Genomic DNA, 25854 nt, shown 5'->3' with positions numbered 1-25854 from the left:
CTAATTTATCTGTTTTATTTTGAAAACGATTCCATCAATATCTTTTCGAAAAAAGAAAGAATTTCTTCAAATACCTCCTGCGCATTTGTCTCTGCTAAAATCGCATGACGTGCACTGGGATACAATTTTACCTCTACCTTCGTTTTGCCTGCACGATACAAACGCTTCGCTACGCGCAAAGGACCTTTTCCATTCTCCCCGATCGGATCATGATCCCCGGAACAAAGCAAAGTGGGAATATCGGGCACCAAGCGGAACCACTGAGCAGAAGAAACCCTTCTCTGCAGTTCTAAAACATCCCGATATCCGGAAACTGTCAAATCGAATCCACAAAGAGGGTCTTCTGTATACTGGTCAACCGCCTTTTCATCTCTTGAAATCCAATCGTTTTCCGTACGATTCGGAGCAAAATGCTTATTATACTGCTGTGTACTCAAACGCTTAAAAATAGGATCGTGGGCTAAAGCACCTTTCTTTCGAATCATACGGTTTGCAAGGCGCAATTCGACCTCATAAACAGAATTCGGTACTGGACCACAGGTTCCGATATAAACCACTCCTGTTAGATCCCCACCATAGCGCACAGCATACTCTCTTGCAAGAAAGGAACCCATATCATGACCAATTAAAAAATAAGGCTTTCCCGGATGCGCTCCCTGTTCCATACAGACAAGCTTATGCATATCACCGATCAGATTATCGGTTCCGCCGGTTCCAAAATATCCATAAGTACTGCCGGTGGAAACCGACTTTCCATGTCCAAGATGATCATTTATCGCCACTGCAAATCCATTTGAAGCTATATATTTACAAAAAGGAACATATTCAAGGCTATGTTCTGCCATTCCGTGGGCAATCTGTACCACCGCACGAATATTCTCTTGTTCTTTCGGCTCAAACATTCTGACAAAAATTCGCTCGCTGTCTACACAGGAATCAAAGGACAGCTCTCTTTCCACAATTTCCAAAAGAAATCCCTCCTTTTGCATCAAATCTTCTTCTATTTTATTATACAAAAAGTTGGGAATGTATTTTTGGCTGATTTGTAAATTTTCAAAGAAATCAACGTGTTTTTCTAATCAATTTGAAAAATTTTTATGAAAGCAACCATATTAGAAAGATTCCAGCCCTTCTAAACAAAAAGAGGGAATAAATTTTTTTTGTGCTGAAGTCCGATCCTGCACAAATCCCTCCAATCCAAGTTGGAATAAATGGGACTGCACTTTCTGATATTCACGCTCTGTAATTCTGCGGTCAATCGGGGGCATCTCTTTCGCTTTTCCGCATGGCAGATACTGTGCCATTAAGCTGACAAGAACCCCCTTCGGCAAATTCTCTTTCATCCAATCAAGCGCTGCAATCGAATTTTTCGTGTGACCGGGAAGGATCAAATGTCGAACAATCGTCCCTCTCTGCATCAGCCCATTGTCATCAATCACGCACGGCCCCGTCTGACGAGCCATTTCCAAAATTGCCTGACGCGCAGACGTTACATAATTTTCCGCATTGGAAAGTTCTTTCGAGAGTGCCGAATCATCGTATTTGTAATCTGGAAGATAAATATCAATCAGTCCTTCCAGCATATGCAGTGTCTCAATCGATTCATATCCACTGGAATTATAAACAACCGGAACCGGAAGTTTCCGATAAGAAAGAGCTTCTGCTACTGCCGGAGCAAAATGGCAGGCCGATACCAGATTGATATTATGCGCGCCTTGATCGACTAAGTGAAAGAAAACTTCTGAAAGCTGCTTTGGCGTCAAATATTTCCCCACTTCCCTGCGAAGACTGATCTGCTCATTCTGGCAAAAAACGCACTGAAGCGAACATCCGGTAAAAAAGACGGTTCCGCTTCCTTTTGTTCCGCTGATACACGGTTCTTCCCAATAATGGAGTGCCGCTCTCGCAACGCTTGGCATCGTCCCCATCCTGCAATACCCGTCCCCGGATTTTTCTAAACGAAGTGCGCCGCATTCCCTAGGACAAAGTCTGCAAGCATTCATTTCTCCTCTTCCTCCCGAATCATCAACATTCCGCACATTCCGCCCCGCTTCCCACCGGAAGCACGATGAGACCAAACAAGTTCCGAATGGCATTTGGTACACAAGCCGCCGATCGTTACTTTTAGGACGCCGGCCTCTTTTAAAATGCGTGCGTTTGTTTCCCATAAATCAATATTATATTTTCCATTTGGCTTCTTTTCAATTAAGGTCTCCGGCTGAAGCGTTTTTAAAGCAGCAAATTCCCGTTCGACAGGCTCGTCTACTTCAAAGCAGCAGGGGCCGATAGACGGTCCAATGAAAGCCTGTAAATTCTGGGGCAAAGAGCCAAATTCCCGCTGCATGGAAAAGACTGTTTTAGCAGCAATCTTTCCAACTGTTCCGCGCCAGCCGGCATGACAAACTCCAATTGCATGAGAAATTGGATCAACCATTAAAATCGGGACACAATCTGCGCCGAAGACACAAAGCGTTACGCCTGGATCATTCGTAATCAGTCCGTCTACGCTCTGCCATGGCTTTGGAAATAAAATTCCTGCACCGCAGTCTTCTCTTCCAACTCGGCGGATATTCGTATGGTGATCCTGTGCGGTTAACACAAGGGATTCTATTGGAAATCCCGTAGCATGACAAAAGATTCTATAATTTCGGAGCACTGTTTTTTCATCATCGCCACGGCCAAATCCCAAATTCATACTTGCAAGATATCCTTGGCTGATTCCTCCTAGTCTTGTCGAAAAAGCATGATGAAACTGCGGCAATTCGGAAAGTTCCGGAAATGTTAAAAAGGGAACGCCCTCATTTCTGCATTCTTTCATATGATTTTGCATAGATAAAAAAACTCCTTTATGTTAGATAAATTCAGTGTATCATAAAAAGAAGCTAAAATCAGCCGATCATACAGAAAAAAGCCGCTCTTTTAAGAACGGCTCTCTGATTTTTGGGGAGCATCTTCGCATTCTTTCGCTTCTGGCTCCTCATAAGGAAGGATCTTCTTTTTGACCACTAATCCTTCATATTTTAATTTAAATTGCACACGGCCGATAAATTGATGATCACAATGACGGCAGTAAAAAGGTGCCCGAAAGCTTTTGCTTTTAAGCTCCCAATCGGTTTTCCTCCGGGCACGACGCCCACAGATGTCACAGCAAAACCGCATATCCGCAGAATGGATCAGCGGATTATCCAAACTGCAAATCGTCACCGTTTTAAAAAGCATGCGATCATAAAATTCTTTGCAGGAAGCATCCATAACAAATTCCTTTAAAACGTCTTCCTGATATAATTTTTGAAAGCAGCGCAGCGACAAAAAGCTATCATCCAGTGCCCGATGATGATCGAGGTCATCTTCTTTAATTTCCAAAACTTCTGCTGCAAATGAAAGACCTATCTGCCGACCACTCTTATCGTGCATCTGAGCCTCACAAAAAGCCTGCAGATCAACATATTCTGTCAAAAAAGGGATTTTAGGGTTCCCGGTAAAATAGCGGCAATTTTCGATCAATGCCAAAACATCCGAAGTCCCCCACGTCATCAGGATACATTTTCCGGCCCATCTCTTAAAGCGGCTCATCACCTGCGTAAACAGAAGGCCATCCTCTAAATCCTCATCTTTCAGATTGGTCAGCATACTGATTTTTCCGCTTATTCTTTTTCCAACCTGCGGATGAATAAATTCAGAAAAAGTATCAATCGGGTTCAGATCTGGACCCAATTTAACTGCTCCAAACTCAATAATTTCATTGAAAAAACTCTTCGTTCTCCGGCTGTAAGTTCCATTCCACTCCAGATCCAGAATAACAATCTGCTTCATAGGCCAATCCTTATCTTTCAGGATTTTGTATGACTTGCCTTTTTCATGCGAAGCTCTTTGCTCAAAATCATTTTACGCATACGGATACTCTTTGGTGTAACTTCCACCAATTCATCGTCTTTAATAAATTCCAAGCACTGCTCCAAGCTCATAATGCTGGCAGGTGTTAATTTTAATGATTCGTCCGCGCCTGATGAACGGGTATTTGTGACATGCTTTTTCTTGCATACATTTACAACAATATCGTCACTCTTAGGGCTAACTCCGACAATCATTCCTTCATAGACTTCTACGCTCGTCCCGATAAACAAACGGCCGCGGTCCTGCGCATACCAAAGTCCATAACCTGTTGTGATTCCGGCTTCGTGCGCAATCAAGCTGCCCTGATTACGTGTCTGAATCTCGCCCTTATACGGCTCGTAGGAATCAAAAACATTATTCATAATACCATTGCCGTTTGTATCTGTCAAAAATTCCTGACGATATCCCATGAGTCCACGCGCTGGAATCTTAAATTCCAGATGGCTCATTCCCGTATCACGGGTACCCATGTTGACAATTTCCGCCTTGCGGCTGCCCAGTTTTTCCATTACTGCGCCCACATAATTATCCGGCACTTCAATCATCAGCAGTTCAATTGGCTCACATTTTTTGCCGTTAATCGTCTTATAGATAACAGTCGGGCTGGAAACCTGAAATTCATATCCCTGACGCCGCATTTCCTCAATCAGAATAGAAAGATGCAACTCTCCTCGACCAGAAACTTTAAAGGTATCTGGAGAATTTGTTTCCTCTACGCGCAGCGCAACATTCGTCTCGATTTCTTTCATCAGACGATCTCGCAGATTACGCGAAGTCACATATTTTCCTTCACGTCCAGCAAAGGGACTATTATTTACCATAAACATCATAGAAACGGTCGGCTCGTCAATTTTAACAAACGGAAGCGGCTCAATACAGTCTGGTGAACAAATTGTTTCACCAATATTAAGATTGGTAATGCCAGAAACAGCAACCAAATCTCCCAGATGTGCTTCTTCTACCTCAACACGTTTTAAGCCCTCAAACTGATAAAGCTTTGTTACATGCACGTTCTGTGTAGTACCGTCACGATGGCAAAGAACTACGCTCTCTCCATCATGAATTTCACCGCGTTCCACGCGGCCGACTCCAATCCGCCCTACATAATCATCATAATCAATATTGCTGAACAACACCTGAGTCGGACCGTGCAGGTCTCCGGTAGGCGCGGGAATGTTCTTGAGAATGGCCTCAAAGAGAGGGACCATATCCTTGCCCGGAACATTTAGATCCTCTGTTGCATAACCGTCACGACCGGAAGCATAGATTACAGGGAAATCGAGTTGATCCTCATTGGCCCCTAATTCGATAAACAAATCGAGGACTTCATCGACGACTTCCATCGGACGAGCACCGGGGCGATCAATCTTATTCACAACAACAATCGGCTTTTTCCCGAGTCCTAGTGCTTTTTTTAGAACAAAGCGCGTCTGCGGCATACAGCCTTCAAAAGCATCTACCAAAAGCAGAACTCCATCGACCATCATCAGAATTCGTTCCACTTCTCCGCCAAAATCCGCATGGCCGGGTGTATCAACAATATTAATTTTCGTGTTTTTGTATTTGACAGCGGTATTCTTGGAAAGGATCGTTATTCCACGTTCGCGTTCCAGATCGTTACTGTCCATCACTCGCTCTTCCACTTTTTCGTTGCTTCGGAAAACACCGCTTTGGCGAAGGAGCTGGTCAACCAGCGTGGTTTTACCATGGTCAACGTGGGCAATAATGGCGACGTTTCTTAAATCTGTTCTTTGATCCATAACAATTTGTACCTCTTTTACTCTTCTTCAATGGGCCTTTTTGCAAATGTAAATTAAGCAAACTAAGTTATTATATCATATTTTGCACGAAATAGTAATAACCTGAACCTAAAAAATTGAGGTTGACATGACTAAAGATTTCTAAACATTTTCATAAAACTCTGTCGGAATTGAAAAAATCCACCCGATTTTCTAGTTCATGCAATTTCAGGCAAAAAGAAGCGCACCCCAGCTTTATGAGGTGCGCCAATAACATGGAGCGAACGACGAGGCTCGAACTCGCTACCTCCACCTTGGCAAGGTGGCGCTCTACCAGATGAGCTACATTCGCAAAAGGCCAAAACTTACGGGTATCAATATACACTTTTCTGCAAAATTTGTCAAGCCTGTTTTTACAGGAAATTCATACACTCTGCGTTGTAATCTTTCAATCCAAATGATATAATAAATAAAAATTGATCGAAATATGGAGGCTCCCGCTTATGGAATATAAAATTGATCTTGGCCCCTGGGGGGGCATTTTTGCTGTCCCCAACGCGGTGGTAGACCGATATTTGAAATTGGCGGGCAGCGTTCAGATAAAAGCACTGCTTTGGGTGCTCCGGCACTGTCAAGAAGGCTCTTTGGATGAGCATGCGCTGGCCGATTTTCTCGGCATCAGTTCTGCCGACGCCAACGATGCGCTGCGCTACTGGCAAGAAGTCGGGCTGCTCCAAAACATCCAAAATGTCCAAAACAATCAAGAGAAAAAAGTTACAGAAGGGTCCACAGCTCCTATCAAAACGCCCGTGGCATCTTCTGAAATTTCTGCTCAAAGAATAACGCCGACACCCATGCTTTCCCGTCCGCAGCGTCCAGATCCGGAATTTGTGGCAAAAAGGATTGAGGAAAGCCAAGAGATCGCATGTCTGATGCAGGAAGCACAGCAAATTCTCGGACGGCTGATCTCACACGGAGACTCGGCAGTCCTTTTGATGCTGCATGATGATTATGGTCTTCCTACCGATGTTCTCCTCATGCTGATTCAATATGCAGTCAGCATTGGAAAGGGAAATTTCCGCTACATAGAAAAAGTTGCGATTAATTGGTCTGACGAAGGAATCACCACTCATGAGCAGGCAGAAGAAAAGCTTCATCGCCTTTCTGAAGAGAATCGCTCATGGCGTATCGTGGAACAGGCAATCGGTCTGCAGAAGCGTGCCCCTTCCGCCCGTGAAAGCAGTCTTGCTTCCTGCTGGATAATGGACTGGAAATTTTCTCCCCAAATGCTGAAACTGGCTTATGACCGTAATGTCGACCGCACTGGAAAATATACAGCCGGATATATGCATAAGATTTTAGAAGGGTGGCACCAGAAGGGAATCTCAACTCCGGAACAGTTGGAGCAGAAAGATTCTCAAAAATACGCTTCCAAAACGTCAGGAACAACGCATGATTTAGATGAGTATTTTCAGAATAGTATGAACGAAATCCTGAAAGAGGTGAAATAAGTGGGATATAGCAAAACAATTTATGATACCGCTTCCAAGAAGATGGAATTGCGGCGCGATCAAGCCCAAAAAAACTGTGAGCGTCTCAAAGCTGTTTTTTTTAAAAAACAGCCGAAAGCAGAAGAAATTGAGCGAAGTTTAACCGATACTTCAATTGCTGCGGCAAAGGCAGTCCTCAAGGGAGGCGACGTACGGACGCATTTGGGAATGCTGAAAAATGTGAATCAAAGCCTCCAAAAAGAATTGAATCTTTTGCTTGCCAAAGAGGGACTCAGGGCCGCCGATCTTGAGCCAAAATACTACTGTAAAAAATGCAGCGATACCGGATACTTGGATGGCCGGATGTGTTCCTGCATGAAGCAGCTTCTGAAAGAAGAAGCCTATCGGGAGCTCAACGAAGAATCCCCTCTTCAGCTGTCCTCTTTTGGAACATTCAGCCTTCGCTATTATTCTTCTGAAAATTTTTCCGGAAAGTCTTTCTCTCCGCAGAAACTGATGGAAAAGAATTATCAGCGCTGTAAACAATATGCCGAGACATTTTCTATGGATTCCGCTAGCCTTCTTATGACCGGCGGCACCGGACTAGGGAAAACTCACCTTTCTCTTGCCATCGCAAAAGCAGTCATTGACCGAGGCTTCGGAGTAGTTTACGGCTCTGCATCTACACTTTTTTCCAGAATGGAAAAAGAGCACTTCAGTAATCAGGAAGAAGCCACCCTACAAAGTCTCTTAAGCTGTGACCTTCTGATTCTGGACGATTTGGGGACAGAATTTCGAACCGCTTTTACGGTGGCGGCTCTTTATAATTTGATAAATTCTCGCCAACTTTCTAAAAAGCCTACGATTATCAGCACCAATTTATCTTTAAAGGAAATGGAAAATAATTACACAGAACGATTTTCCTCCCGCATCGGAAGTTATATTTTACTTCCGTTCTTCGGAAAAGACATTCGTCAAATTAAGCGATTTGAAAAAAGCGAAAATTAAATGAGTGTAAAAAAGTACGTCCGAATTCAAAGCAGAATCGGACGTACTCGGTTATTTTGATTTTTATTCTTCTTCCCGGATGATCAATCCCAGCAACCGTGCAAATTCCATAGCCTGGATTGGGGTAACAATCGCTCCGGAAAGTTCTTTTGCTGATACGATCATTCCATCTGTCCGGCAAGAACGAAGATCTATTCCTTTTAAAGGAGTCTTAAAAAAATTGGCTTTTCGCAGTCCTGTCTTTTGAAAGAATAATTTTTTCCATTCGCAGGAGGAAAACGACGTTCCCTCATTTTCGCAATCTTCAAAATTCACCTCATGAAACCGTGTACCGTCAAAATTGGACAGGCAAAAATTATCATTTTGAAAAGTAATGTTTTTCAGAGAGCTATTCCATAAAACACTTCCGACAAACTTACAGTTTTCAAAAGTACTGGCTTCAAAAAAAGCATTTTCCATCTGTACATTTGAAAAATCACAATTTTTAATATGACAGTTTCGAATATCCGTTTCCAAAAATACATTTTCAGAAAGACAACAATTTTCCATCACAACATTTCTTAGAACTAAACTTTGAGTGATTCCTGAAAACGTTGCATTTTTTAAGACGCAATCGGAAATCATACTTTCTTTTTTCCCTAATGTACGAATTAGTTTTACTGCTTTTTCTCCTTCAAAGTACTCTAAAATCGGTGCAGACAAAAAACTCTCTCCCTTCTTAAAACAACAGAAAAGAAGCAGGCACACAAAAAATGCGTCTGCTTCCCTTTTGGGGGTTATTCTTCTCCCCTGTTATCTTCCAGCGTTCCCAGACTCAACGCCTTTAAATAAGCATTGATAAATCCATCCAGATCGCCGTCCATCACAGCTTCGATATTACCGGTCTCATATCCCGTACGATGATCTTTTACCATCGTATATGGCATAAAGACATAGGAACGAATTTGACTTCCCCATGCGATTTCTTTCTGAACGCCTTTGATATCTGAGATTTTCTCCAGATTTTGGCGTTCTTTGATTTCAACCAGCCTACTTTTCAGCATTCGCATGGCTACATCACGGTTTTGATACTGACTGCGTTCCACCTGGCAGGCAACAACGATCCCGGTAGGGATATGAGTCAGACGAACAGCCGATGAAGTCTTATTAACCTTCTGACCGCCTGCACCGCTTGCACGGTAAACGTCCATTTTGATATCTGCAGGATCGATCTCCACTTCTACGGAATCATCAATTTCCGGCATCACTTCCAGAGAAGCAAACGATGTGTGACGGCGTCCGGAAGCATCAAACGGAGAAATACGAACAAGACGATGCACTCCATTTTCTCCCTTTAAATAACCATAAGCATTTTCACCCTCTAAGAGGATGCTGGCGCTCTTAAGCCCCGCCTCTTCTCCGTCCAGATAGTCGAGCAGCTTTACTTTATAATCATGACGTTCTGCCCAGCGACTATACATTCTGTAAAGCATCTCCGCCCAATCCTGTGCTTCTGTTCCGCCGGCTCCGGCATGGAATGTGAGAATCGCATTTTTACTGTCGTATTCGCCGGTCAAAAGCGTCCTTAAACGCTGATCTTCCAAATTCTTCTGAATTTTATCCACTTCAGTCTGTGCTTCTGGCAAAAGAGAAAGGTCTCCTTCTTCGTCTCCCAACTCACAAAGAGCCTGTGCATCATCCCATGAAGCGCGAAGTTTTTCATAAGATTCCAATTTGTTTTTTAGTTCGGCGGAACGCTGCAGAATCTTCTGGGATTTCTCCATATCGTCCCAAAACTTCGGCTCCGCTGCTTTCATATCCAGTTCTTCAATCTCATTGCGCATGGTTTTGATTCCCAATGCGTCCTGCAGATCTTCAATTTCCGGCAGCAGATTTTGCAGAGCAAGTTTTAATTCCTCAAATTGCAGCATTATTATCCATCCTACTTTCTAAAATTGCAGTCCCCTAAATAGTAACTTAACATAGTTTTTTATTATATCTTGTTTTTAGAAAATTGTAAAGCAAATCCGCTTTTTCCGAATATTTTCCTACATTTTTTACGCAGATTGTAAATAGTCTTAAAACTCTTGCGCAAAAAACTTGCAGTTTTTAGGAAAAACCGATACAATATTTTAAGTATATTGATTACATTCGTCTGGAGGCAAATAAATGACTGACTTTACCGATATGAAATGTCCGGTCTGCGGAAAGCCCTTTCTAAAAGGGGATGATATTGTCGTATGCCCACAGTGTGGCGCGCCTTATCACCGCAGCTGCTATCAGCAGGTAGGACACTGTCTCTATGAAGATCGGCATGGCACTAAAGATGCGTGGAAGCCACCCCAAAAAGCAGCGGAAAAAGAAGAAAAAATCTGTCCGCGCTGTGGCCATCCAAATCGCAAAGATGCACTTTTCTGCGAACTCTGCGGAACTTCTCTCTCTAAAAATGAGCAAAAGGGCTACCAACAGCCCCATCAAAACCCAAGCGCTGTAAACTCTGGCAATGATCAAATGCCCTATATTGCATTTGATCCCCTAGGAGGAGTTGCCCCTACTGAAAAAATAGACGATATTTCTGCTTCCGATCTGGCAAAAGTGGTTCAGTCTAATACCTCTTATTATATTCCGGTTTTTCGCAATTTTGTAAGAGATCATAAAAAGCGTTTTAATTTTTGCGCTTTTTTATTTACCGGAAGCTGGTTTCTTTATCGAAAACAATATAAAAAAGGTTGGACGATTGCAAGCGCTCTTCTGATTCTGCATGCACTTTACCAATATGTCACTTATGTGGTTTCCTATCCGGTGATGCAGTCTCTGATGAACAGTGCAGGTGTCGCGTCGGATACTTATCCTTCTACGAATCAGATGATTGCAATGAGTGGAATAATTTCTACTCTTTCAACTAACCAACAGATTGCACTTGCCCTTCCAGGGATTTTAATGATCGGGATTCTCCTGATCAAATTGATTTTTGGCTTTAAAGCAAATCAAATGTATAGAGCACACTGTATCAGTGTCATAAAAGAAATCGAGACCAACCATCCGCAAGCCGGTGTTTCCTCCGAAAAGACAATTCTTTATCGGGAAAAAGGCGGAGTTAACATGGCTCTCGCAATGGGAATTGTTCTCTGTTATACACTGATTACCTATATTCCCTATTTCTTTTTCTGATTTTTTGCGCATTCACCCGAATATTCAATCTGAAAGAAGTGTTTTCAAGAATGAAAAAAATCACTAAAGCTGTGATTCCTGCAGCAGGACTTGGCACTCGTGTGCTGCCTGCCACAAAAAGCATGCCAAAAGAGATGCTCCCCATCGTGGACAAGCCTGCCATTCAATATATTGTTGAAGAAGCGGTACGCTCCGGAATCACTGATATTTTAATTATCACGAACCGTGGAAAAGGATTGATTGAAGATCATTTCGACCGTGTTCCCGAACTAGAAGCAAAACTACAAGGCGGTGGCCCTGCAAAAGAAAAAATTTTAAAAGAAGTCGTTGATATTTCACATCTTGCAAATTTTTATTTTGTACGCCAAAAAGAAACCCGGGGACTTGGTCACGCAGTCAATCGGGCACGCTCTTTCGTTGGGAATGATCCGTTTGCCGTCCTCTATGGAGACGATGTCATTATCGGAGAAGACCCTGCCTGCGGCCAGCTGATTCGTGCTTATGAAGAATATGGAAAAGGAGTTCTTGGCGTTAAAAAAGTTGCTCCAGAAGCAATCCATAAATATTCTTCCCTAAAAGTGGAACCTCTTCACGATAATCTTTATAATTGCACGGATATGGTAGAAAAGCCAACACCAGATAAAGTTTTAAGCCTCTTTTCTATTCTTGGCCGCTGCGTCCTTCCACCGGAAATTTTCGACATCCTTGACCAAACGCCTCCTGGAGTCGGCGGAGAAATTCAACTGACTGACGCCATGCGCACACTGGCACGTTCACAAGGCATGATTGCCGTTGAATTTACCGGGAAGCGCTATGATATGGGAAATAAGCTCGGAATTCTTCAGGCACAGGTGGAGGTTGCACTTAATCACCCGGAAGTTGGTGAAGATTTTCGTAAATACTTAAAAGAACTTTCTAAAACGCTTTAAGAAAGCTAAAATTCTTTATTGACAATCTTTTTTCAGATTGATATAATTAATCTGTTGCCCTGTGTGTTACAGTGGCTTGATCCTTGCCCCGGATCTTTATTTGGGGCCATATGTCCATAAGGAGGTGCAAATCATGGAAGAAGTAAAAAGAGCTTATGAAACCGTATTTATTCTCTCTACTAAATTAGACGAGGATGCTACGAATGCCATGATCCAGAAATTCAAGGATCTGATCGCGGCGAATGGTACTATCGATGGTGTTGATGAATGGGGTAAGCGCAGATTAGCTTATCCGATCAACAAGGAAAATGAAGGCTACTATGTTCTGGTGAACTTTACGAGTGTTCCGTCTTTTACGGCTGAACTCGATCGTATTTACAAAATCACCGACGGTGTGCTGCGTTCCCTGATTGTGAAAAAAGGAGCCTAAAAATTAGGCGAAAGGGTGATTACGAATGCTTAACGTTGCTGTTTTAATGGGGCGGCTAACTGCTGACCCGGAATTGCGTCATACTTCTAATGATGTTGCCGTTACCAGTTTTACTTTGGCTGTCGACCGTTCTTATGTAAAATCCGGTACTGAACGTGCAACAGATTTTATTGATATTGTCGCTTGGAGAAATACTGCAGATTTTGTTTGCAAATATTTCCGCAAAGGCCAGTTAGTAGCTGTTCAAGGGGCTATTCAAACACGTTCTTATACAGATCGTGACGGAAATAAACGCAAAGCATTCGAAATCGTAGCGGATAATGTCCATTTTGCAGAAAGCAAACGAGATCTTAATTCTGCAAGTGGAAATTACCATCACGAAACTGCTTCTGTTCAGCAGCAGTCCCCTGCTCCCGCCTATTCCAATGGCGACACCGGAGATTTTGAAGAAATTCCCGGAGACGATGATCTGCCGTTTTAAAATCTAACAACGGTATTTCTTGATTTTTAGTTTAAAGGAGGTTTTCCTAATCATGGCCGATAGAGAAAAAAGTGAAGGCGGCCGCCGATATGGTGGTCGTAAAGGTCGCAGAAAAGTTTGCAGCTTTTGTGTTGATAAAGTAGAATCCATCGATTATAAAGATGTTGCAAAACTTCGCCGCTTTATTTCTGAGCGTGCAAAGATTCTGCCCCGCAGAGCGACTGGCACTTGTGCACGTCATCAGCGCGAATTGACTACCGCAATTAAGCGTGCACGTCATCTCGCACTTCTGCCGTTCAGCAGCGATTAATTTTGTTTTATAGCCTATAGCTTTTAAAAATCACCAGCTCTTAATTAAGAGCTGGTGATTTTCTGCTATTGAATTTTTTTCATAATAAAAGCCTTATTCAGGAAAAGTTCAATATCCCGAATAAGGCTTTTTGTTTTTTATGATTAATTAACCATTTGAAGAAGTTGAAGAAGACTTCGCATTGATCAAAATTGTGATTGTTGAATTGGCCGCCATTTTGTCTCCGGCATTCTGATTTTTATAACCATAAGCCTGCCCAATTCCCACATATTCACTATGCCCATTTTCCTGCTGTACAGAGGTAAATCCACGCGACTTCAATGCGCTCACTGCTTCTTCTGCGGTTAGTCCCGCAAGATCCGGTAACGTTATAAGCGCATTTCCATCACTTACAATCACCGAAATAGCTGTCCCTTTTACCATTTTTTCGCCAGCTGTCGGTGTTTGCGAAATAATATATCCCGCCTCAACCGTATCACTGTATTCATGCTTCGAAACAGCTACCTGATAATCAGCGTCTGAAGAAGATTGCTGATTATCTTCATATTTTTTGTTTACAAGATTCGGAACCGTAATTTGTTCCGCCGCTGTAGAACTCACTGCAGAAGCTGTCTCTGAATCAGCAGTTCCTGCTTCAGAGGTCTGAGAAACAGTTGCCTGCTGACTTTTATTGCTGCCAGAAGACATTCGTACAACGACAACAACTGTTAGAATAATTAACAAAACAGCGCATACTAAAATCACCCACACAAAGGTAGGAATTTTCTTCTTACCTTTGTGTCCTGCATTTTTACGCACTTGCGGCGATCTAGATGGCCGTGATGGCTGCTGAACCGGTTGAGATACCTGAGATGTTTCTCCTTTTAAATCATGTCCCTCGTCTGGATTCTTTTCTGCTCTTTCCTCTTTTTGAGAAGGGATCGGACTCGGAATCCGCCGTAAACTTTCTGTCTCTTCGATTGTTGCCGTAATGGTAGGAGAAGTTGACAGTTCTGCCCGCATACGCTCAAATGTAGGCGTTCTTTTTTCCACAGAAACCTGCAATGCGTTTGCTAACGAAGTTACAACATGCGGAGGGATATTTTGAAGGATCGAAGACGGAATTAAAAGCCTAGGGTCTTCTTTTCTTGCCAAAGCATTTTTGGGAAAACCACCTGTTAGTGCAAAGAAAAGCGACGATGCAAAGCCATAGATATCTGTTGATTCTTTCAGTGGTGCTGTTCCTTCGCATTGCTCCAACGCAGCACACCCTGATACCAATGAATCCTGAAGTTCTGTCCCAAAACGCCATACCTGCTCGATACAGAAATCCCCCAGAATCATACTTCCGTTTGGCAAAATAAACAGTGTATCCGGAGAAATCCCCAAATGAGAAATTCCAACTGCATGCAAGGTAGAAAGCGTCATTAAAACCGGCATGAAAAGCTGCCTTGCCTCATTCCAGTTTAAAGAACCTCCACTGCGTTTTACAAAATACCGCAGTGTAATTGCATTCATCCATGGAGCTACCGCATAGACAGTCCCATTTTCCTCAAACACATCTTCAATATGTGCCATCGCAGACTGAGTATGAAAGCGCAGCAAAGCCTGCTGATCTTGTAAAAAAGCGCCCCGATCTTTTTCAAAAACCTCTTTCAGTTCTTCCTGCGGACTGATTTTTAGTCCATCAGAATTGCGCAGCGCCAAAGTCTGCGGAAAGAACTCCCTAATCTCTACTTTTTCTTTTGTTTTTAAATCGAGACCAATATATAGAATTCCTTCTCCGTTTTTACGCATTGCGCGGCCGACCAAATACTGATCTTTCAATATTGTTCGATATGGAAGAGCATCAGGAAGCTGCGACTCAGCTAAAGAAAATCCACAATGCGGACACTCTTCAGCCTCATCGGTCTCTTCCATGCAGGCCATACACAGCCTGTCATAATCCGCCATTCGTGCGTTCCTCCTTCGGACATGTCTAAAACACGTCGATATTTAAACCCATCTTTTCTACAACTCCAAGATTCCCACTATTTATTCTTCATCACTAACATCGGAACTTTCCCAGTTGTGCCATACATTTTGGACATCATCGTTATCTTCCAAACTATCTAAGAGCTTCTGCATTTTCTGCTCTGTTTCTTCATCTGGAAGCTTTACATAAGTACTCGGAATCATTTCAATTTCCGCGGTCTCAAATTCATATCCCTTTGCAGAAAGATCATCTAAAATTCCAGAAAAATCCTCTGGCTCGGTATAAATTTCAAAGACATCCTCATCTGCCTGAAAATCAGAAGCTCCCGCCTCAAGTGCATCTTCCATAACATGGTCTTCATCGCGGTCTTCACGCTCAATAACGAGCAGACCTTTTTTCTCAAATAAGAACGAAACGCATCCGGTTGTTCCCAGATTTCCGCCAAATTTATCAAATGCGTGTCGGACATCGGCCGCCGTACGATTTCTATTATCTGTCAATGCTTCTACAATAACAGCAACACCATTGGGTCCATATCCTTCATAATTAATGGTTTCAAACTGATCTTCGTTTCCCTCGCCAGCAGCTTTTTTAATGATACGCTCAATATTATCATTTGGGACATTGGCTGCTTTTGCCTTCGCAACACAATCTTTCAGCTTGGAATTGCTGTTGGGGTCTGGTCCGCCGCCCTCTTTTACAGCAACTGCTAATTCACGGCCGATTTTAGTAAAGACTTTTGCCTTTGCGCCATCGGTTTTTTCTTTTTTGCGCTTAATATTATTCCATTTTGAATGGCCTGACATGTTCTTCGCAGCCTCCCGACTAATAATTTGAAATAGTTACGTTATATTATAACATAGTCCAAGTGTGATATCAACACTTTGTCTCTTCCTTGACTCATTTCTGTTATATTTGGATTTGTCTTTTAGATAAGATTTTTTTAGTTTTATTTTATATTTTAGCATATTTGACTTTTTCACTCAAGGGGGTGTTCCTTTTTTTATTAGATACTTGACAGTTATTTCACAGTGGCATAGAATGATTCTGATTTGTTCCAAATGACTCTAATTTAAATAAAAAATTATAGATGAAAAAATGCTTAAAAACGCTTTTTCGATTTTAGAAAAAGAAAGGTAGTATTTATGAAAATTGGCCTCGATGTCGGCTCTACAACAATAAAATGCGTTGTTTTAGACGATCAAAATAAAATAGTTTACAAATCCTATGAACGGCATTATTCTCAGATTACAGAAAAGATGATTGAGCTTCTTACAAAAGTAAGAGACACCATCTTAAAAGGAAGCCCAGCTCAACTCACCGTCTCTGGCTCTGCCGGAATGGGAATCTCACAGACCTGTAATCTTCCTTTTGTTCAGGAGGTTTATGCCACCCGTATTGCCACTGGAAAGCTTCTTCCGAAGACCGACTGTATTATTGAACTCGGCGGAGAAGATGCAAAGATCCTGTTCCTGACCGGCGGCATGGAAGTACGGATGAACGGTTCCTGCGCAGGAGGTACGGGCGCATTTATTGACCAGATGGCAACCCTATTAAACATTTCTCTGGACGAGATGGACCAACTCTCTGCTCAATATGAAAAGATCTATACAATCGCATCCCGCTGCGGTGTCTTCGCAAAAAGTGATATTCAGCCGCTGCTCAATCAAGGTGCGCGGAAAAGCGACCTTTGCGCCAGCATTTTTGCGGCTGTTGCCAACCAGACGATTGCCGGCCTTGCACAGGGACGCCCGATTGGCGGGAATGTGCTTTACCTTGGAGGTCCGCTTACTTTTCTCTCCGGATTGCGGCGCGCTTTCGATACTGCATTAAGAACAACCGGAACCTGTCCGGAAAACAGTCTATACTTTGTTGCGCTTGGCGCTGCTTACAGCAGTGAAATCGAGACAGACTTAGATACAGCGCTCAAAAACATCAAGCAATATGGAACCAGCGGGAATTTCCGCAGTATTCCCCCTCTCTTTAAAGACAAAGAGGAATATCAGGAGTTTTTGGAACGTCATAATTCCTGCAAAGCGCCCAAAGGAGATCTTCTCAAATATGATGGCCCTGCATTTTTAGGCGTTGATGCCGGTTCTACAACGATCAAAGCGGTTCTTCTCGGCAAAGACGGCGAAGTTCTTGACAGCACCTACCAAAGCAATAGTGGAAATCCGGTTCCGGTCGTACGGGAATATTTGCTCTCTCTTTATCAAAAAAAGCCGGAACTGAAAATTGTCTCCAGCGCTGTGACTGGTTACGGCGAAGAGCTTTTGAAAAATGCTTTTGGACTCGATTACGGCATCGTAGAAACCATTGCACATTTTACAGCTGCCAAATGCTTTATGCCCGATGTTGATTTTGTAATCGATATCGGCGGTCAGGATATGAAATGCTTTAAAATTCGCCGTGGAGCGATTGACAATATCTTCTTAAACGAAGCCTGCTCCTCTGGCTGCGGCTCTTTCCTGCAAACCTTTGCCAATACTCTCGGTTATAAAATTGCTGATTTCGCAAAATTAGGCCTTTTCGCAAAACATCCTGTTGATTTGGGAAGCCGCTGCACGGTTTTCATGAATAGTCAGGTCAAACAAGCGCAGAAAGACGGTGCAACCACAGCGGATATTTCTGCCGGACTATCTGTAAGTGTCGTAAAAAATGCAATCTATAAAGTAATTCGTGCAGCTTCCGCCGAGGAACTGGGCCGCAAAATCGTCGTTCAGGGAGGTACCTTCCTCAATGACGCCGTTTTAAGAGTCTTTGAAAATGAATTAGGCGTTGAAGTCGTCCGCCCGGATATCTCCGGACTAATGGGTGCCTATGGCGCTGCGATCTATGCAATTAATAAGCAAAAAAAATCGCCGCACCAAACTTCTTTGATTTCTCTCACGGAACTGAATGATTTCAAGCACGAAGTCAAAGTAACAAACTGTGGAATGTGCAGCAATCACTGCCGTTTGACCATCAATATCTTTGGCAATAACCGCCGCTTCATTGGCGGAAATCGCTGTGAGCGCCCGATAACCAAGAAAAGCGGAAGCGACAATTTAGATCTTTATGCTTATAAACTTAAAAAGCTTCGCAGCTATGAACCGGTTCCCGGCCCGCGGGGAAAAATTGGGATTCCAATGGGACTTAATTTTTACGAATTGCTGCCTTTCTGGCATGCTTTCTTTACCACACTGGGATTCGAAGTTGTACTCTCTCCCCTTTCAAGCAGAGAACTTTATATCCGTGGTCAAAGCACCATCCCCAGTGATACCGTCTGCTTCCCTGCAAAACTGACTCACGGGCATGTTCTAAGTCTGCTCGATCAGGGAATCGATCATATCTTTTATCCCTGCATGAGTTATAATTTTGATGAAAAACTTGGTGACAATCATTATAACTGCCCTGTCGTCGCCTATTATCCGGAAGTCATTAATGCCAACACCGTCGCGCTTCAGGGAAAAACTTTTATTCATGACTATGTCGGAATTCACAGAAGACATGATTTCCCCAAAAAAATGCACAAGATCCTTGAAAAGTATTATTCCGGAATTACTCTGCAGGAAGTCAAAAAAGCTTCCGATGCCGCCTACGACGCTTATAATGCTTATCTTTCCGATATTCGCGAAAAAGGAAATGAAATCATCAAAGAAGCGCGCAAGGAGAAAAAACCGATCATTGTATTAAGTGGACGCCCCTATCACCTTGACCCCGAAATTAACCACGGGATTGATAAATTAATCATTTCCCTGGGAGCTGCCGTCATCAGCGAAGACGTCGTCAGCTGCCTAGTCAAACGCTTTCATACCGGCGTTCTAAATCAGTGGACTTATCATGCCAGACTTTACGCTGCCGCTAAATACGTCAGCTCACAGAAAGATATGAATCTGGTTCAGCTGGTCTCCTTCGGCTGCGGCGTAGACGCCATCACAACGGATGAAGTCCGCAGCATTCTGGAAGCAAACGATAAGATCTATACGCAGATTAAAATTGACGAAATTACAAATTTGGGCGCTGTAAAAATTAGGCTTCGCAGTCTTTTCGCCGCCCTCGACCAGTGAGGCTTTATCATGGCAGAACTGAAATATACCGATACCGGACGTTTACTCTTTACAAAAGAGATGAAAAAAGATTATACCCTTCTTTGTCCGATGATGCTTCCCATTCACTTTTCCCTTTTCATAGATGTTTTCCGCAACTGCGGATATAAAGTGGAATTGCTGCAAAATGATGGGCCTGCGATTGTTCAGGAAGGGCTCAAATATGTGCACAACGACACCTGTTACCCGGCACTTCTCGTAATTGGACAATTTATAGACGCTCTTCACTCTGGAAAATATGATCTCGATCACACCGCCTTGATCATTACGCAGACTGGCGGCGGCTGCCGTGCAAGCAATTATATTCACTTGCTGCGCAAAGCGCTTCACAAAGCTGGGATGGATCAAATTCCAGTCGTCAGCTTAAATCTTTCCCGTCTGGAATCTAATCCCGGCTTTTCCATTACTCTAAGTATGCTGCGAAAAGTGATCGCTGCCGTCGCCTATGGCGATGCTTTGATGGCACTGCGCAACCAAACCAAGCCTTACGAAACACAGGTTGGAGACAGTGAGGCACTTGTAAAAGATTGGGTCGACGAACTTTGTTCCCAATTTAAACGTGGAAAAGGGTTAGGCTTAAAAGCAGAAAAAGAAAATCTACTGAAAATTGTTCATGATTTTGCTAAAATTCCAACCCAAGCGGTTCAAAAAATTCGGGTCGGTATCGTCGGAGAAATCTATGTGAAATATGCAGCCTTTGCAAATAACCATCTCGAGGATTTTCTCTTCGATCAGGACTGCGAAGTAAACGTTCCGGGGCTTTTAAACTTTGCAATTTTTAAGGTTGATAACCGTCTGGAAGATATTAAGCTTTATGGCGGAAATCCATTTAAGTTTGGCGCGGTCAGCGTCTTATTTGATTATCTGACAAAAATGCAGAATATTTTGACAGAAGCTTTTCAAAGCGAGCCAAAATTTGAAGTGCCCACCCCATACGCTAAAGTAAAAGAATTAACAAATGGCGTAATTGGCTATGGAGATAAGATGGGCGAAGGATGGCTCTTGACCGGCGAAATGCTGGAGCTCTGCGAAACAGGCTATGAAAATATTGTCTGCGCACAGCCTTTCGGGTGTCTGCCCAATCATATCTGCGGAAAAGGAATGATTCACCGGATCAAAACGCTGCGCCCAGAAAGCAATATTGTCCCGATCGATTATGATCCTAGCGCAACCATGGTCAATCAAGAAAACCGTATTAAGTTAATGCTGGCAGTGGCTCGCGAAAACCTGCAGAAAAAGGTTGTGCAATCTGACAAAAAAGATTAAAATCAAACAAAAATCTCCTGCTATAGTTGCTTTTTGGCTAAATTTGTTGATAATAAAAAGTAACTTCTAGAAAGGCAGGAGATTTTTTATGAAGAAATTTATTCAGGAGTTTAAAGAATTTTCCATGCGCGGCAACGTCATGGATATGGCTGTTGGCGTTGTAATGGGCACTGCTTTCAGCGCAATTGTCACTTCCCTCGTAAAAGATATCATTATGCCCCTCATCGGACTTTTAACCGGAGGCCTTGATTTTTCCAATCTTTCTGTCACCTTACTCGGAAAAGCCGTACTGACTTATGGTTCTTTTATTCAGAGTGTCTTTAACTTTTTGATGATTTCCCTTTCGATTTTCCTAATGGTGAAATTTGCAAACAAAGTCAGCAGTCTTCGTCAGAAACAGGACGAGCAAAAAGAAAAAGTTTTAGAGCCTTCAAAAGAAGAACTGCTGTTAACCGAAATCCGCGATCTATTAAAAAGCCAATCAGAAAAATAAAAGAATCCGGCCTTCTCTTTTTGAGAAAGCCGGATTCTTTTTGAGATTAATATTTGTTAGTTAACTCAGCGATCCCACTTTTCGCAGAGTTTCAGCAATTCTTTTGTAAGCTGAGCCAAATCTTTATTGGCTCCTCCCTCATTATGCCGAATGACGTCTTCCAGGCGATGTTGTGCTGCCACCAACCGACCATAAATAGGAGAAGCTTGTTCGCCGGAAAGTGCCGCCTTTTTGGGATGCAGAACCTGCGCTTCCATCCCATAATCCAATATACGATCCGAAAGCAAATCATAGCAGGCATTAAAATTCGGCGCATAGGCATCAAACCCATAATGCTCCAGTTCTTCCGTAAATTCTTCACAGCATTTCTGCTCTCCATGAACAACAAAGACTTTTTTAGGCGCTGGCTGATAAGCTTTAATCCAACGCAAAAGTCCGGTATGATCTGCATGTCCTGACAGCATCCGAAAATTAAAGATATGCGCTTTCACCGCAATCTGTTCGCCAAACAGTTTTACAGAATCAATGCCGTCCAAAAGGATTCTTCCAAGGGTTCCGTTCGCCTGAAACCCAACAAATATAATAGAGCACTCCGGCCGCCAGAGATTATGCTTTAAATGATGACGAATTCTTCCGGCTTCACACATACCGCTGGAAGAAATAATTACTTTTGGAACACCGTCCGTATTAAGTGATTTAGATTCGTCTACGCTTTCGGTCATATGGAGATTTGGAAAAGAAAGCGGCTCAAAACCGTGATCAATCAACTGAGCAGTCTCTTCATCTGCATAACCATGAAGATCCCCACTGTATATTTTGGTAGTCTCAGTTGCCAGAGGAGAATCCACATAAACCGGAAAATTAGGGTTCTTAGGCGTCAGATGACGTTCCTTGATCTCTCGTATCGAATAAAGGAGCTCCTGCGTACGTCCCACTGCAAAGGATGGGATCACTACATTTCCGTGATTCGACAGAGTGTTGTCAATAATATCGGCAAACGCCTTGGTATAATCATCTATATGCTCATGTTCCCGATCTCCATAAGTGGATTCCATAATCACATAATCCGCTTCGGTAATATAGGTTGGGTTTTTAATAATCGGAATATTGATATTGCCAATATCACCTGAAAATACAATCTTTTTTGTACTATTATTTTCTGTTGCCCAAACTTCAATGCTGGAACTGCCTAAAAGATGTCCTGCATCTATAAAACGAATTTTTACTCCTTCACAGAGATCAATCACCTCTCCATAGGAATACGGAGTAAGATACTTTAGGGTATCTTCTGCGTCCTTTACGGTATAAAGCGGCTCCACAGGGGCTTTCCCTGCACGCTTTCCTTTACGGGATTCATATTCTGCATCCATCTCCTGAATATGCGCACTGTCTCGCAGCATGATAGAAAGGAGGTCACAGGTCTTCCCCGTTGCACAAATTTTCCCTTGAAATCCCTGCTTCACCAAAAGCGGCAATCGGCCCGAATGGTCAATATGTGCATGAGTAACCAGAACATAATCCACTTTATTTGCAGCAATCGGCAGCTTTGCATTATCTGTTACATCAGCTCCCTGCTGCAGTCCACAGTCGATCAGGATGGTCTTGTCTCCAACCATAAGGCAATGGCAGCTGCCCGTTACCTCTTTATCGGCACCATAAAAATTCAATTTCATCTTTCTTTATCACTCCTTATCACTCAAAATCGAGTTCTATTGGGCAGTGGTCACTCCCCATCACTTCGCTGAGAATTTCGCTCTTCTGAACATGTGAAAAGAATCGCTCAGAAACCAAAAAATAATCAATACGCCATCCCGCATTGTGCTCTCGCGCACGGAATCGATAGCTCCACCAACTATAGGCACCGATTTCTTCCGGATGAATCCGCCGAAATGTATCCACGAATCCACTCTCAAGAAGCTGTGTGAATTTTCCCCTCTCCTGATCTGAAAAGCCGGCATGTCCCTGATTGGACTTTGGATTTTTCAGATCGATTTCCTCATGCGCCACATTCATATCGCCGCAGACAATCACGGGCTTTTTTTGATCCAGCTTCATCAAATAAGTACGAAACGCATCTTCCCATTCCATTCTATAGGGCAAGCGCTTTAATTCGTCCTGAGAATTCGGTGTATAAACAGTTACCAGATAATATTCCGGATATTCCAGTGTGATTGAACGCCCCTCCCCCATATGGTCAGGATCATCAATATCATACTGAACGCTGATCGGCAAATTTTTCGTAAAAATCGCGGTACCGGAATATCCTTTTCTGAAAGCAGAATTCCAATAACGTGTATATCCGGGTAATTCGAAATCTGCTTGTTCCGGCTGCATCTTGGTCTCCTGCAAACAAATCGTATCCGCATTTGATTCTTTCAAAAATTCCAGAAATCCTTTTTGCAGGCAAGCACGCAAACCATTAACATTCCAAGAAAGAAACTTCATTTAGCACCTCCACAAATTGCTTTCTTTTTATTTTTAATTATATCATATTTTGTGTGAATTTACTATAATTTTTGTTTTTTAAACAGAAAATTCTAAACAAGTCAAGATTAATAAAATTGGCCCTTGCTAAAAAAGCAAGAGCCGCATAAAATCATAGGTCCTGAAGATCCGCTTCGGGAATATCATTTTCAACATTATCCCTTCCGAGATCGGTGTCAATTACCGGATAAACATCTTTACGAATAGGGCGGTCTGTTTTTCGGATTTCGTGTTCCTTTCGTACCACATGGGGTTCTTTATCTGGAATAGGGTCACCAAAAGTACGATCTGGCTGTTCATCAGATTTGCTCATAAAATCACCTCAAAACTAGAATATACAAACCGATAAAATTTATCCGTCAACTTATGAAAATGAAGAAATAGGAAAATCCTTATTTATCCAGAAAAAGGGACCGAAAAGATGCAGCACCCGCCGGACAAATTTATTCTGTGCTGCTTTGTATCTTTGTTTTTACTTTGGGCAGTTCATGAATTGGCTAAAAATCAAATATAGATAAAATATTTTAAAATCACAAAGTCAATTTTTTTAAAAAAATCAAAGTTAAAAACAACATTAAATTAAAAAAGAACCGCCCCTGTTAAGGTGCGGTTCTTAAAAGACTTAAAATTTATCTTTTATTGCTAAAGCATTCACTGCAGTAAACCGGACGATCGTCGCGCGGCTGGAAAGGAACCTTACAAGGTCTTCCACAGGAAGCACAGACAGCATCATACATCTGACGCTCGCCGCGTCCGCCATTTGAATTTTGTCTGCGTGCTTTGCGGCAGTCGGGGCAACGCTGAGGCTCATTGGTAAAGCCTTTCTCAGCGAAAAATTCCTGCTCTCCAGCAGTAAAAGTGAAATTCTGACCGCAATCCTTGCAGACGAGGGTTTTGTCTTGATACATATAATACCTCTTAAATTATGATAGTTCACCGTTTGGTGACTCATTTAGTATATGCCTTAATTATTCAAAAGTCAATTAAAATAAAATAAATTATATGGTATTACTTGAGAAAAAAAATTAAAATTGGAAAAAGTGGCTTTTTGCTTGCTTTTCATGCAAAAATAAATCATTTAAGTTTATATCATTCGTGAAAAAGAATTGTTTTTCTTGTGTGTAACACACAAATTTTTGAAAATTTCCATATAATTTAAATGGGTAAAATTTATTTAAAGGAGTCGATGACATTATGACCAAATGTTTTCACCCGACAAGTGAAACATTGAAAGATTATGGTCCCAATCCATATGTAATTAATATCGAAGCAGCTACTAAACAAAATAACAACTATCGTACTGCATTATGGACGGGCAACTATCTACAAACGACCTTAATGAGCATTCCTGTTAACGGAGACATCGGATTGGAAATGCACCCTGATACAGACCAGTTCCTGCGAATTGAGTGTGGCCGCGGAATCGCAAAAATGGGACGCAATAAAAACGATTTAAATTTTCAGAAAAACGTTTCTTCTGGATATGCAATATTTGTTCCGGCAGGTACCTGGCATAATTTGATGAACACCGGAAATGTTCCTTTAAAATTATATTCCATTTATGCGCCACCGCATCATCCGCGTGGAACAGTACACAAAACAAAAAAAGATGCACTCGCTAAAGAGAAATAAAATTTACAGCGTCCTTCGCTCTTGCGATCGACGCTGTTTTCATATTTAAGAATTTCAATGAATTGCGAAAAATTTTGTAAAAAACATATTTGCATGAAAAAGCGTATTCTTTTTGGTTATGCTAAGAGCAAAGATTGTTTTATGTTTAATGATTCGAAAGAAGGCATAAAAGTGAAAAATATAGGAAATGTAGGCCGAGCAATAAGGGGCGTACTTTCTGTAACTTTGTTTAGCCTGTTCTTCGTGCTTCCTAAAAATAAAAAGTGGTTTAGTCTGTTTGGATTCATACCATTAGCCACTGCCATTTCTGGGGTGTGTCCTTTATATTCTTTCCTCCATATTTCCACAAGGAAAGAATAAATCATAATTGCTTCATTCTTTTGACGACTCTCGAGTCGTCATTTTTTATACTTCTTTTTTCTATTTCAGTTTACTTTATGACAGCCTTCAATATTTTATTTGTTAAATGGGAAAAGGTACCACCAACCATCCGAAAAGAGGATCGT

Annotated in this window: 25 protein-coding genes and 1 tRNA gene; 12 read left to right on the top strand and 14 right to left on the bottom strand. The window is 42.3% G+C overall.

Annotated features, from left to right (window positions below; all coding sequences use genetic code 11):
* Positions 1-14: 14 nt before the first annotated feature.
* From ACVS9P_RS05275 to ACVS9P_RS05250, 6 genes are all read right to left on the bottom strand, one after another.
* Positions 15-959 (bottom strand): alpha/beta fold hydrolase, encoded by a 945-nt coding sequence (locus tag ACVS9P_RS05275; protein WP_452104671.1) that lies wholly within the window; start codon positions 957-959, stop codon positions 15-17.
* Between the two features lie 153 nt (positions 960-1112).
* A complete protein-coding gene (locus ACVS9P_RS05270; RefSeq protein WP_452104581.1) occupies positions 1113-2003 on the bottom strand; it encodes a radical SAM protein in 891 nt (296 codons plus the stop codon).
* Positions 2000-2830 carry a peptidoglycan editing factor PgeF gene (pgeF, locus tag ACVS9P_RS05265; RefSeq protein ID WP_452104580.1) on the bottom strand — a complete coding sequence of 277 codons (831 nt, stop codon included), beginning with the start codon at positions 2828-2830 and terminating at the stop codon, positions 2000-2002. The genes ACVS9P_RS05270 and pgeF overlap by 4 nt, the downstream gene beginning before the upstream one ends.
* Positions 2831-2919: 89 nt before the next feature.
* Positions 2920-3813 (bottom strand): exonuclease domain-containing protein, encoded by an 894-nt coding sequence (locus tag ACVS9P_RS05260; RefSeq protein ID WP_452104579.1) that lies wholly within the window; start codon positions 3811-3813, stop codon positions 2920-2922.
* A 17-nt stretch (positions 3814-3830) separates the two neighbouring features.
* Positions 3831-5654: a translational GTPase TypA gene (gene typA / locus ACVS9P_RS05255; protein WP_452104578.1), complete on the bottom strand. Its 1824-nt coding sequence runs from the start codon at positions 5652-5654 to the stop codon at positions 3831-3833.
* 255 nt (positions 5655-5909) lie between these two features.
* Positions 5910-5985 (bottom strand) — tRNA-Gly (locus ACVS9P_RS05250).
* Positions 5986-6136: 151 nt separating this feature from the next.
* Between ACVS9P_RS05250 and ACVS9P_RS05245 the strand changes: the two genes are divergently transcribed.
* Together ACVS9P_RS05245 and ACVS9P_RS05240 are read left to right on the top strand one after the other, a co-directional pair.
* Positions 6137-7144, top strand: a complete 1008-nt coding sequence (locus ACVS9P_RS05245) for a DnaD domain protein (protein WP_452104577.1) — start codon at positions 6137-6139, stop codon at positions 7142-7144.
* Positions 7145-8131, top strand: a complete 987-nt coding sequence (locus tag ACVS9P_RS05240) for an ATP-binding protein (RefSeq protein WP_452104576.1) — start codon at positions 7145-7147, stop codon at positions 8129-8131. It begins immediately after the preceding gene.
* 63 nt (positions 8132-8194) lie between these two features.
* Here the strand turns inward: ACVS9P_RS05240 and ACVS9P_RS05235 are convergent, their stop codons facing one another.
* Both ACVS9P_RS05235 and prfB read right to left on the bottom strand, forming a co-directional pair.
* On the bottom strand, positions 8195-8833 hold the full coding sequence (locus ACVS9P_RS05235; protein WP_452104575.1) for a pentapeptide repeat-containing protein: 639 nt from the start codon (positions 8831-8833) through the stop codon (positions 8195-8197).
* 74 nt (positions 8834-8907) lie between these two features.
* Positions 8908-10041 (bottom strand): peptide chain release factor 2, encoded by a 1134-nt coding sequence (gene prfB / locus ACVS9P_RS05230; RefSeq protein WP_452104574.1) that lies wholly within the window; start codon positions 10039-10041, stop codon positions 8908-8910.
* A 238-nt stretch (positions 10042-10279) separates the two neighbouring features.
* Here prfB and ACVS9P_RS05225 point away from each other — a divergent pair, with 238 nt between their 5' ends.
* From ACVS9P_RS05225 to rpsR, 5 genes are all read left to right on the top strand, one after another.
* Positions 10280-11281, top strand: a complete 1002-nt coding sequence (locus ACVS9P_RS05225; protein WP_452104573.1) for an RING finger protein — start codon at positions 10280-10282, stop codon at positions 11279-11281.
* A 50-nt stretch (positions 11282-11331) separates the two neighbouring features.
* Positions 11332-12210, top strand: coding sequence for a UTP--glucose-1-phosphate uridylyltransferase GalU (galU, locus tag ACVS9P_RS05220; RefSeq protein ID WP_452104572.1), 879 nt, complete (start codon positions 11332-11334; stop codon positions 12208-12210).
* A 133-nt stretch (positions 12211-12343) separates the two neighbouring features.
* A complete protein-coding gene (gene rpsF, locus ACVS9P_RS05215; protein WP_452104571.1) occupies positions 12344-12640 on the top strand; it encodes a 30S ribosomal protein S6 in 297 nt (98 codons plus the stop codon).
* A 25-nt stretch (positions 12641-12665) separates the two neighbouring features.
* Positions 12666-13121 (top strand): single-stranded DNA-binding protein, encoded by a 456-nt coding sequence (locus tag ACVS9P_RS05210; protein WP_452104570.1) that lies wholly within the window; start codon positions 12666-12668, stop codon positions 13119-13121.
* Between the two features lie 52 nt (positions 13122-13173).
* Complete coding sequence (gene rpsR / locus ACVS9P_RS05205; protein ID WP_452104569.1) at positions 13174-13431, top strand: 30S ribosomal protein S18; 258 nt, start codon at positions 13174-13176, stop codon at positions 13429-13431.
* A gap of 147 nt (positions 13432-13578) precedes the next feature.
* On the opposite strand, the gene ACVS9P_RS05200 is transcribed toward rpsR, so the two are convergent.
* Both ACVS9P_RS05200 and ACVS9P_RS05195 read right to left on the bottom strand, forming a co-directional pair.
* Positions 13579-15363: a PASTA domain-containing protein gene (locus ACVS9P_RS05200; RefSeq protein WP_452104568.1), complete on the bottom strand. Its 1785-nt coding sequence runs from the start codon at positions 15361-15363 to the stop codon at positions 13579-13581.
* Between the two features lie 81 nt (positions 15364-15444).
* Positions 15445-16191 carry a YebC/PmpR family DNA-binding transcriptional regulator gene (locus ACVS9P_RS05195; protein ID WP_452104567.1) on the bottom strand — a complete coding sequence of 249 codons (747 nt, stop codon included), beginning with the start codon at positions 16189-16191 and terminating at the stop codon, positions 15445-15447.
* Between the two features lie 339 nt (positions 16192-16530).
* On the opposite strand from ACVS9P_RS05195, the gene ACVS9P_RS05190 reads away from it, so the two are divergent.
* The 3 genes from ACVS9P_RS05190 (at position 16531) to mscL (ending at position 21232) form a co-directional block, all read left to right on the top strand.
* On the top strand, positions 16531-19434 hold the full coding sequence (locus ACVS9P_RS05190; RefSeq protein WP_452104566.1) for an acyl-CoA dehydratase activase-related protein: 2904 nt from the start codon (positions 16531-16533) through the stop codon (positions 19432-19434).
* Positions 19435-19443: 9 nt separating this feature from the next.
* The gene (locus tag ACVS9P_RS05185; RefSeq protein ID WP_452104565.1) at positions 19444-20739 is read left to right on the top strand and encodes a 2-hydroxyglutaryl-CoA dehydratase; all 1296 of its coding nucleotides are present in this window, start codon (positions 19444-19446) and stop codon (positions 20737-20739) included.
* An 88-nt stretch (positions 20740-20827) separates the two neighbouring features.
* Positions 20828-21232, top strand: a complete 405-nt coding sequence (mscL, locus tag ACVS9P_RS05180) for a large-conductance mechanosensitive channel protein MscL (protein ID WP_452104564.1) — start codon at positions 20828-20830, stop codon at positions 21230-21232.
* 65 nt (positions 21233-21297) lie between these two features.
* On the opposite strand, the gene ACVS9P_RS05175 is transcribed toward mscL, so the two are convergent.
* The 4 genes from ACVS9P_RS05175 to ACVS9P_RS05160 form a co-directional block, all read right to left on the bottom strand.
* A complete protein-coding gene (locus tag ACVS9P_RS05175) occupies positions 21298-22905 on the bottom strand; it encodes an MBL fold metallo-hydrolase RNA specificity domain-containing protein (protein ID WP_452104563.1) in 1608 nt (535 codons plus the stop codon).
* Positions 22906-22924: 19 nt separating this feature from the next.
* Entirely contained in the window at positions 22925-23677 is a 753-nt protein-coding gene (locus ACVS9P_RS05170; RefSeq protein WP_452104562.1) for an exodeoxyribonuclease III, read from the bottom strand.
* 151 nt (positions 23678-23828) lie between these two features.
* Positions 23829-24029, bottom strand: a complete 201-nt coding sequence (locus ACVS9P_RS05165; protein WP_452104561.1) for a hypothetical protein — start codon at positions 24027-24029, stop codon at positions 23829-23831.
* Between the two features lie 316 nt (positions 24030-24345).
* On the bottom strand, positions 24346-24624 hold the full coding sequence (locus ACVS9P_RS05160; protein WP_452104560.1) for a zinc-ribbon domain containing protein: 279 nt from the start codon (positions 24622-24624) through the stop codon (positions 24346-24348).
* A 286-nt stretch (positions 24625-24910) separates the two neighbouring features.
* Here ACVS9P_RS05160 and ACVS9P_RS05155 point away from each other — a divergent pair, with 286 nt between their 5' ends.
* Together ACVS9P_RS05155 and ACVS9P_RS05150 are read left to right on the top strand one after the other, a co-directional pair.
* Positions 24911-25348: a cupin domain-containing protein gene (locus ACVS9P_RS05155; protein WP_452104559.1), complete on the top strand. Its 438-nt coding sequence runs from the start codon at positions 24911-24913 to the stop codon at positions 25346-25348.
* Positions 25349-25405: 57 nt separating this feature from the next.
* On the top strand, positions 25406-25708 hold the full coding sequence (locus ACVS9P_RS05150; RefSeq protein WP_452104558.1) for a YgaP family membrane protein: 303 nt from the start codon (positions 25406-25408) through the stop codon (positions 25706-25708).
* The last annotated feature ends 146 nt before the right edge of the window (positions 25709-25854 follow it).

The organism is Caproicibacterium sp. NSD3 (assembly GCF_053613275.1).
The sequence above is the reverse complement of the archived record's forward strand: the minus strand, read 5'-3'. Positions and strand labels throughout refer to the sequence as shown.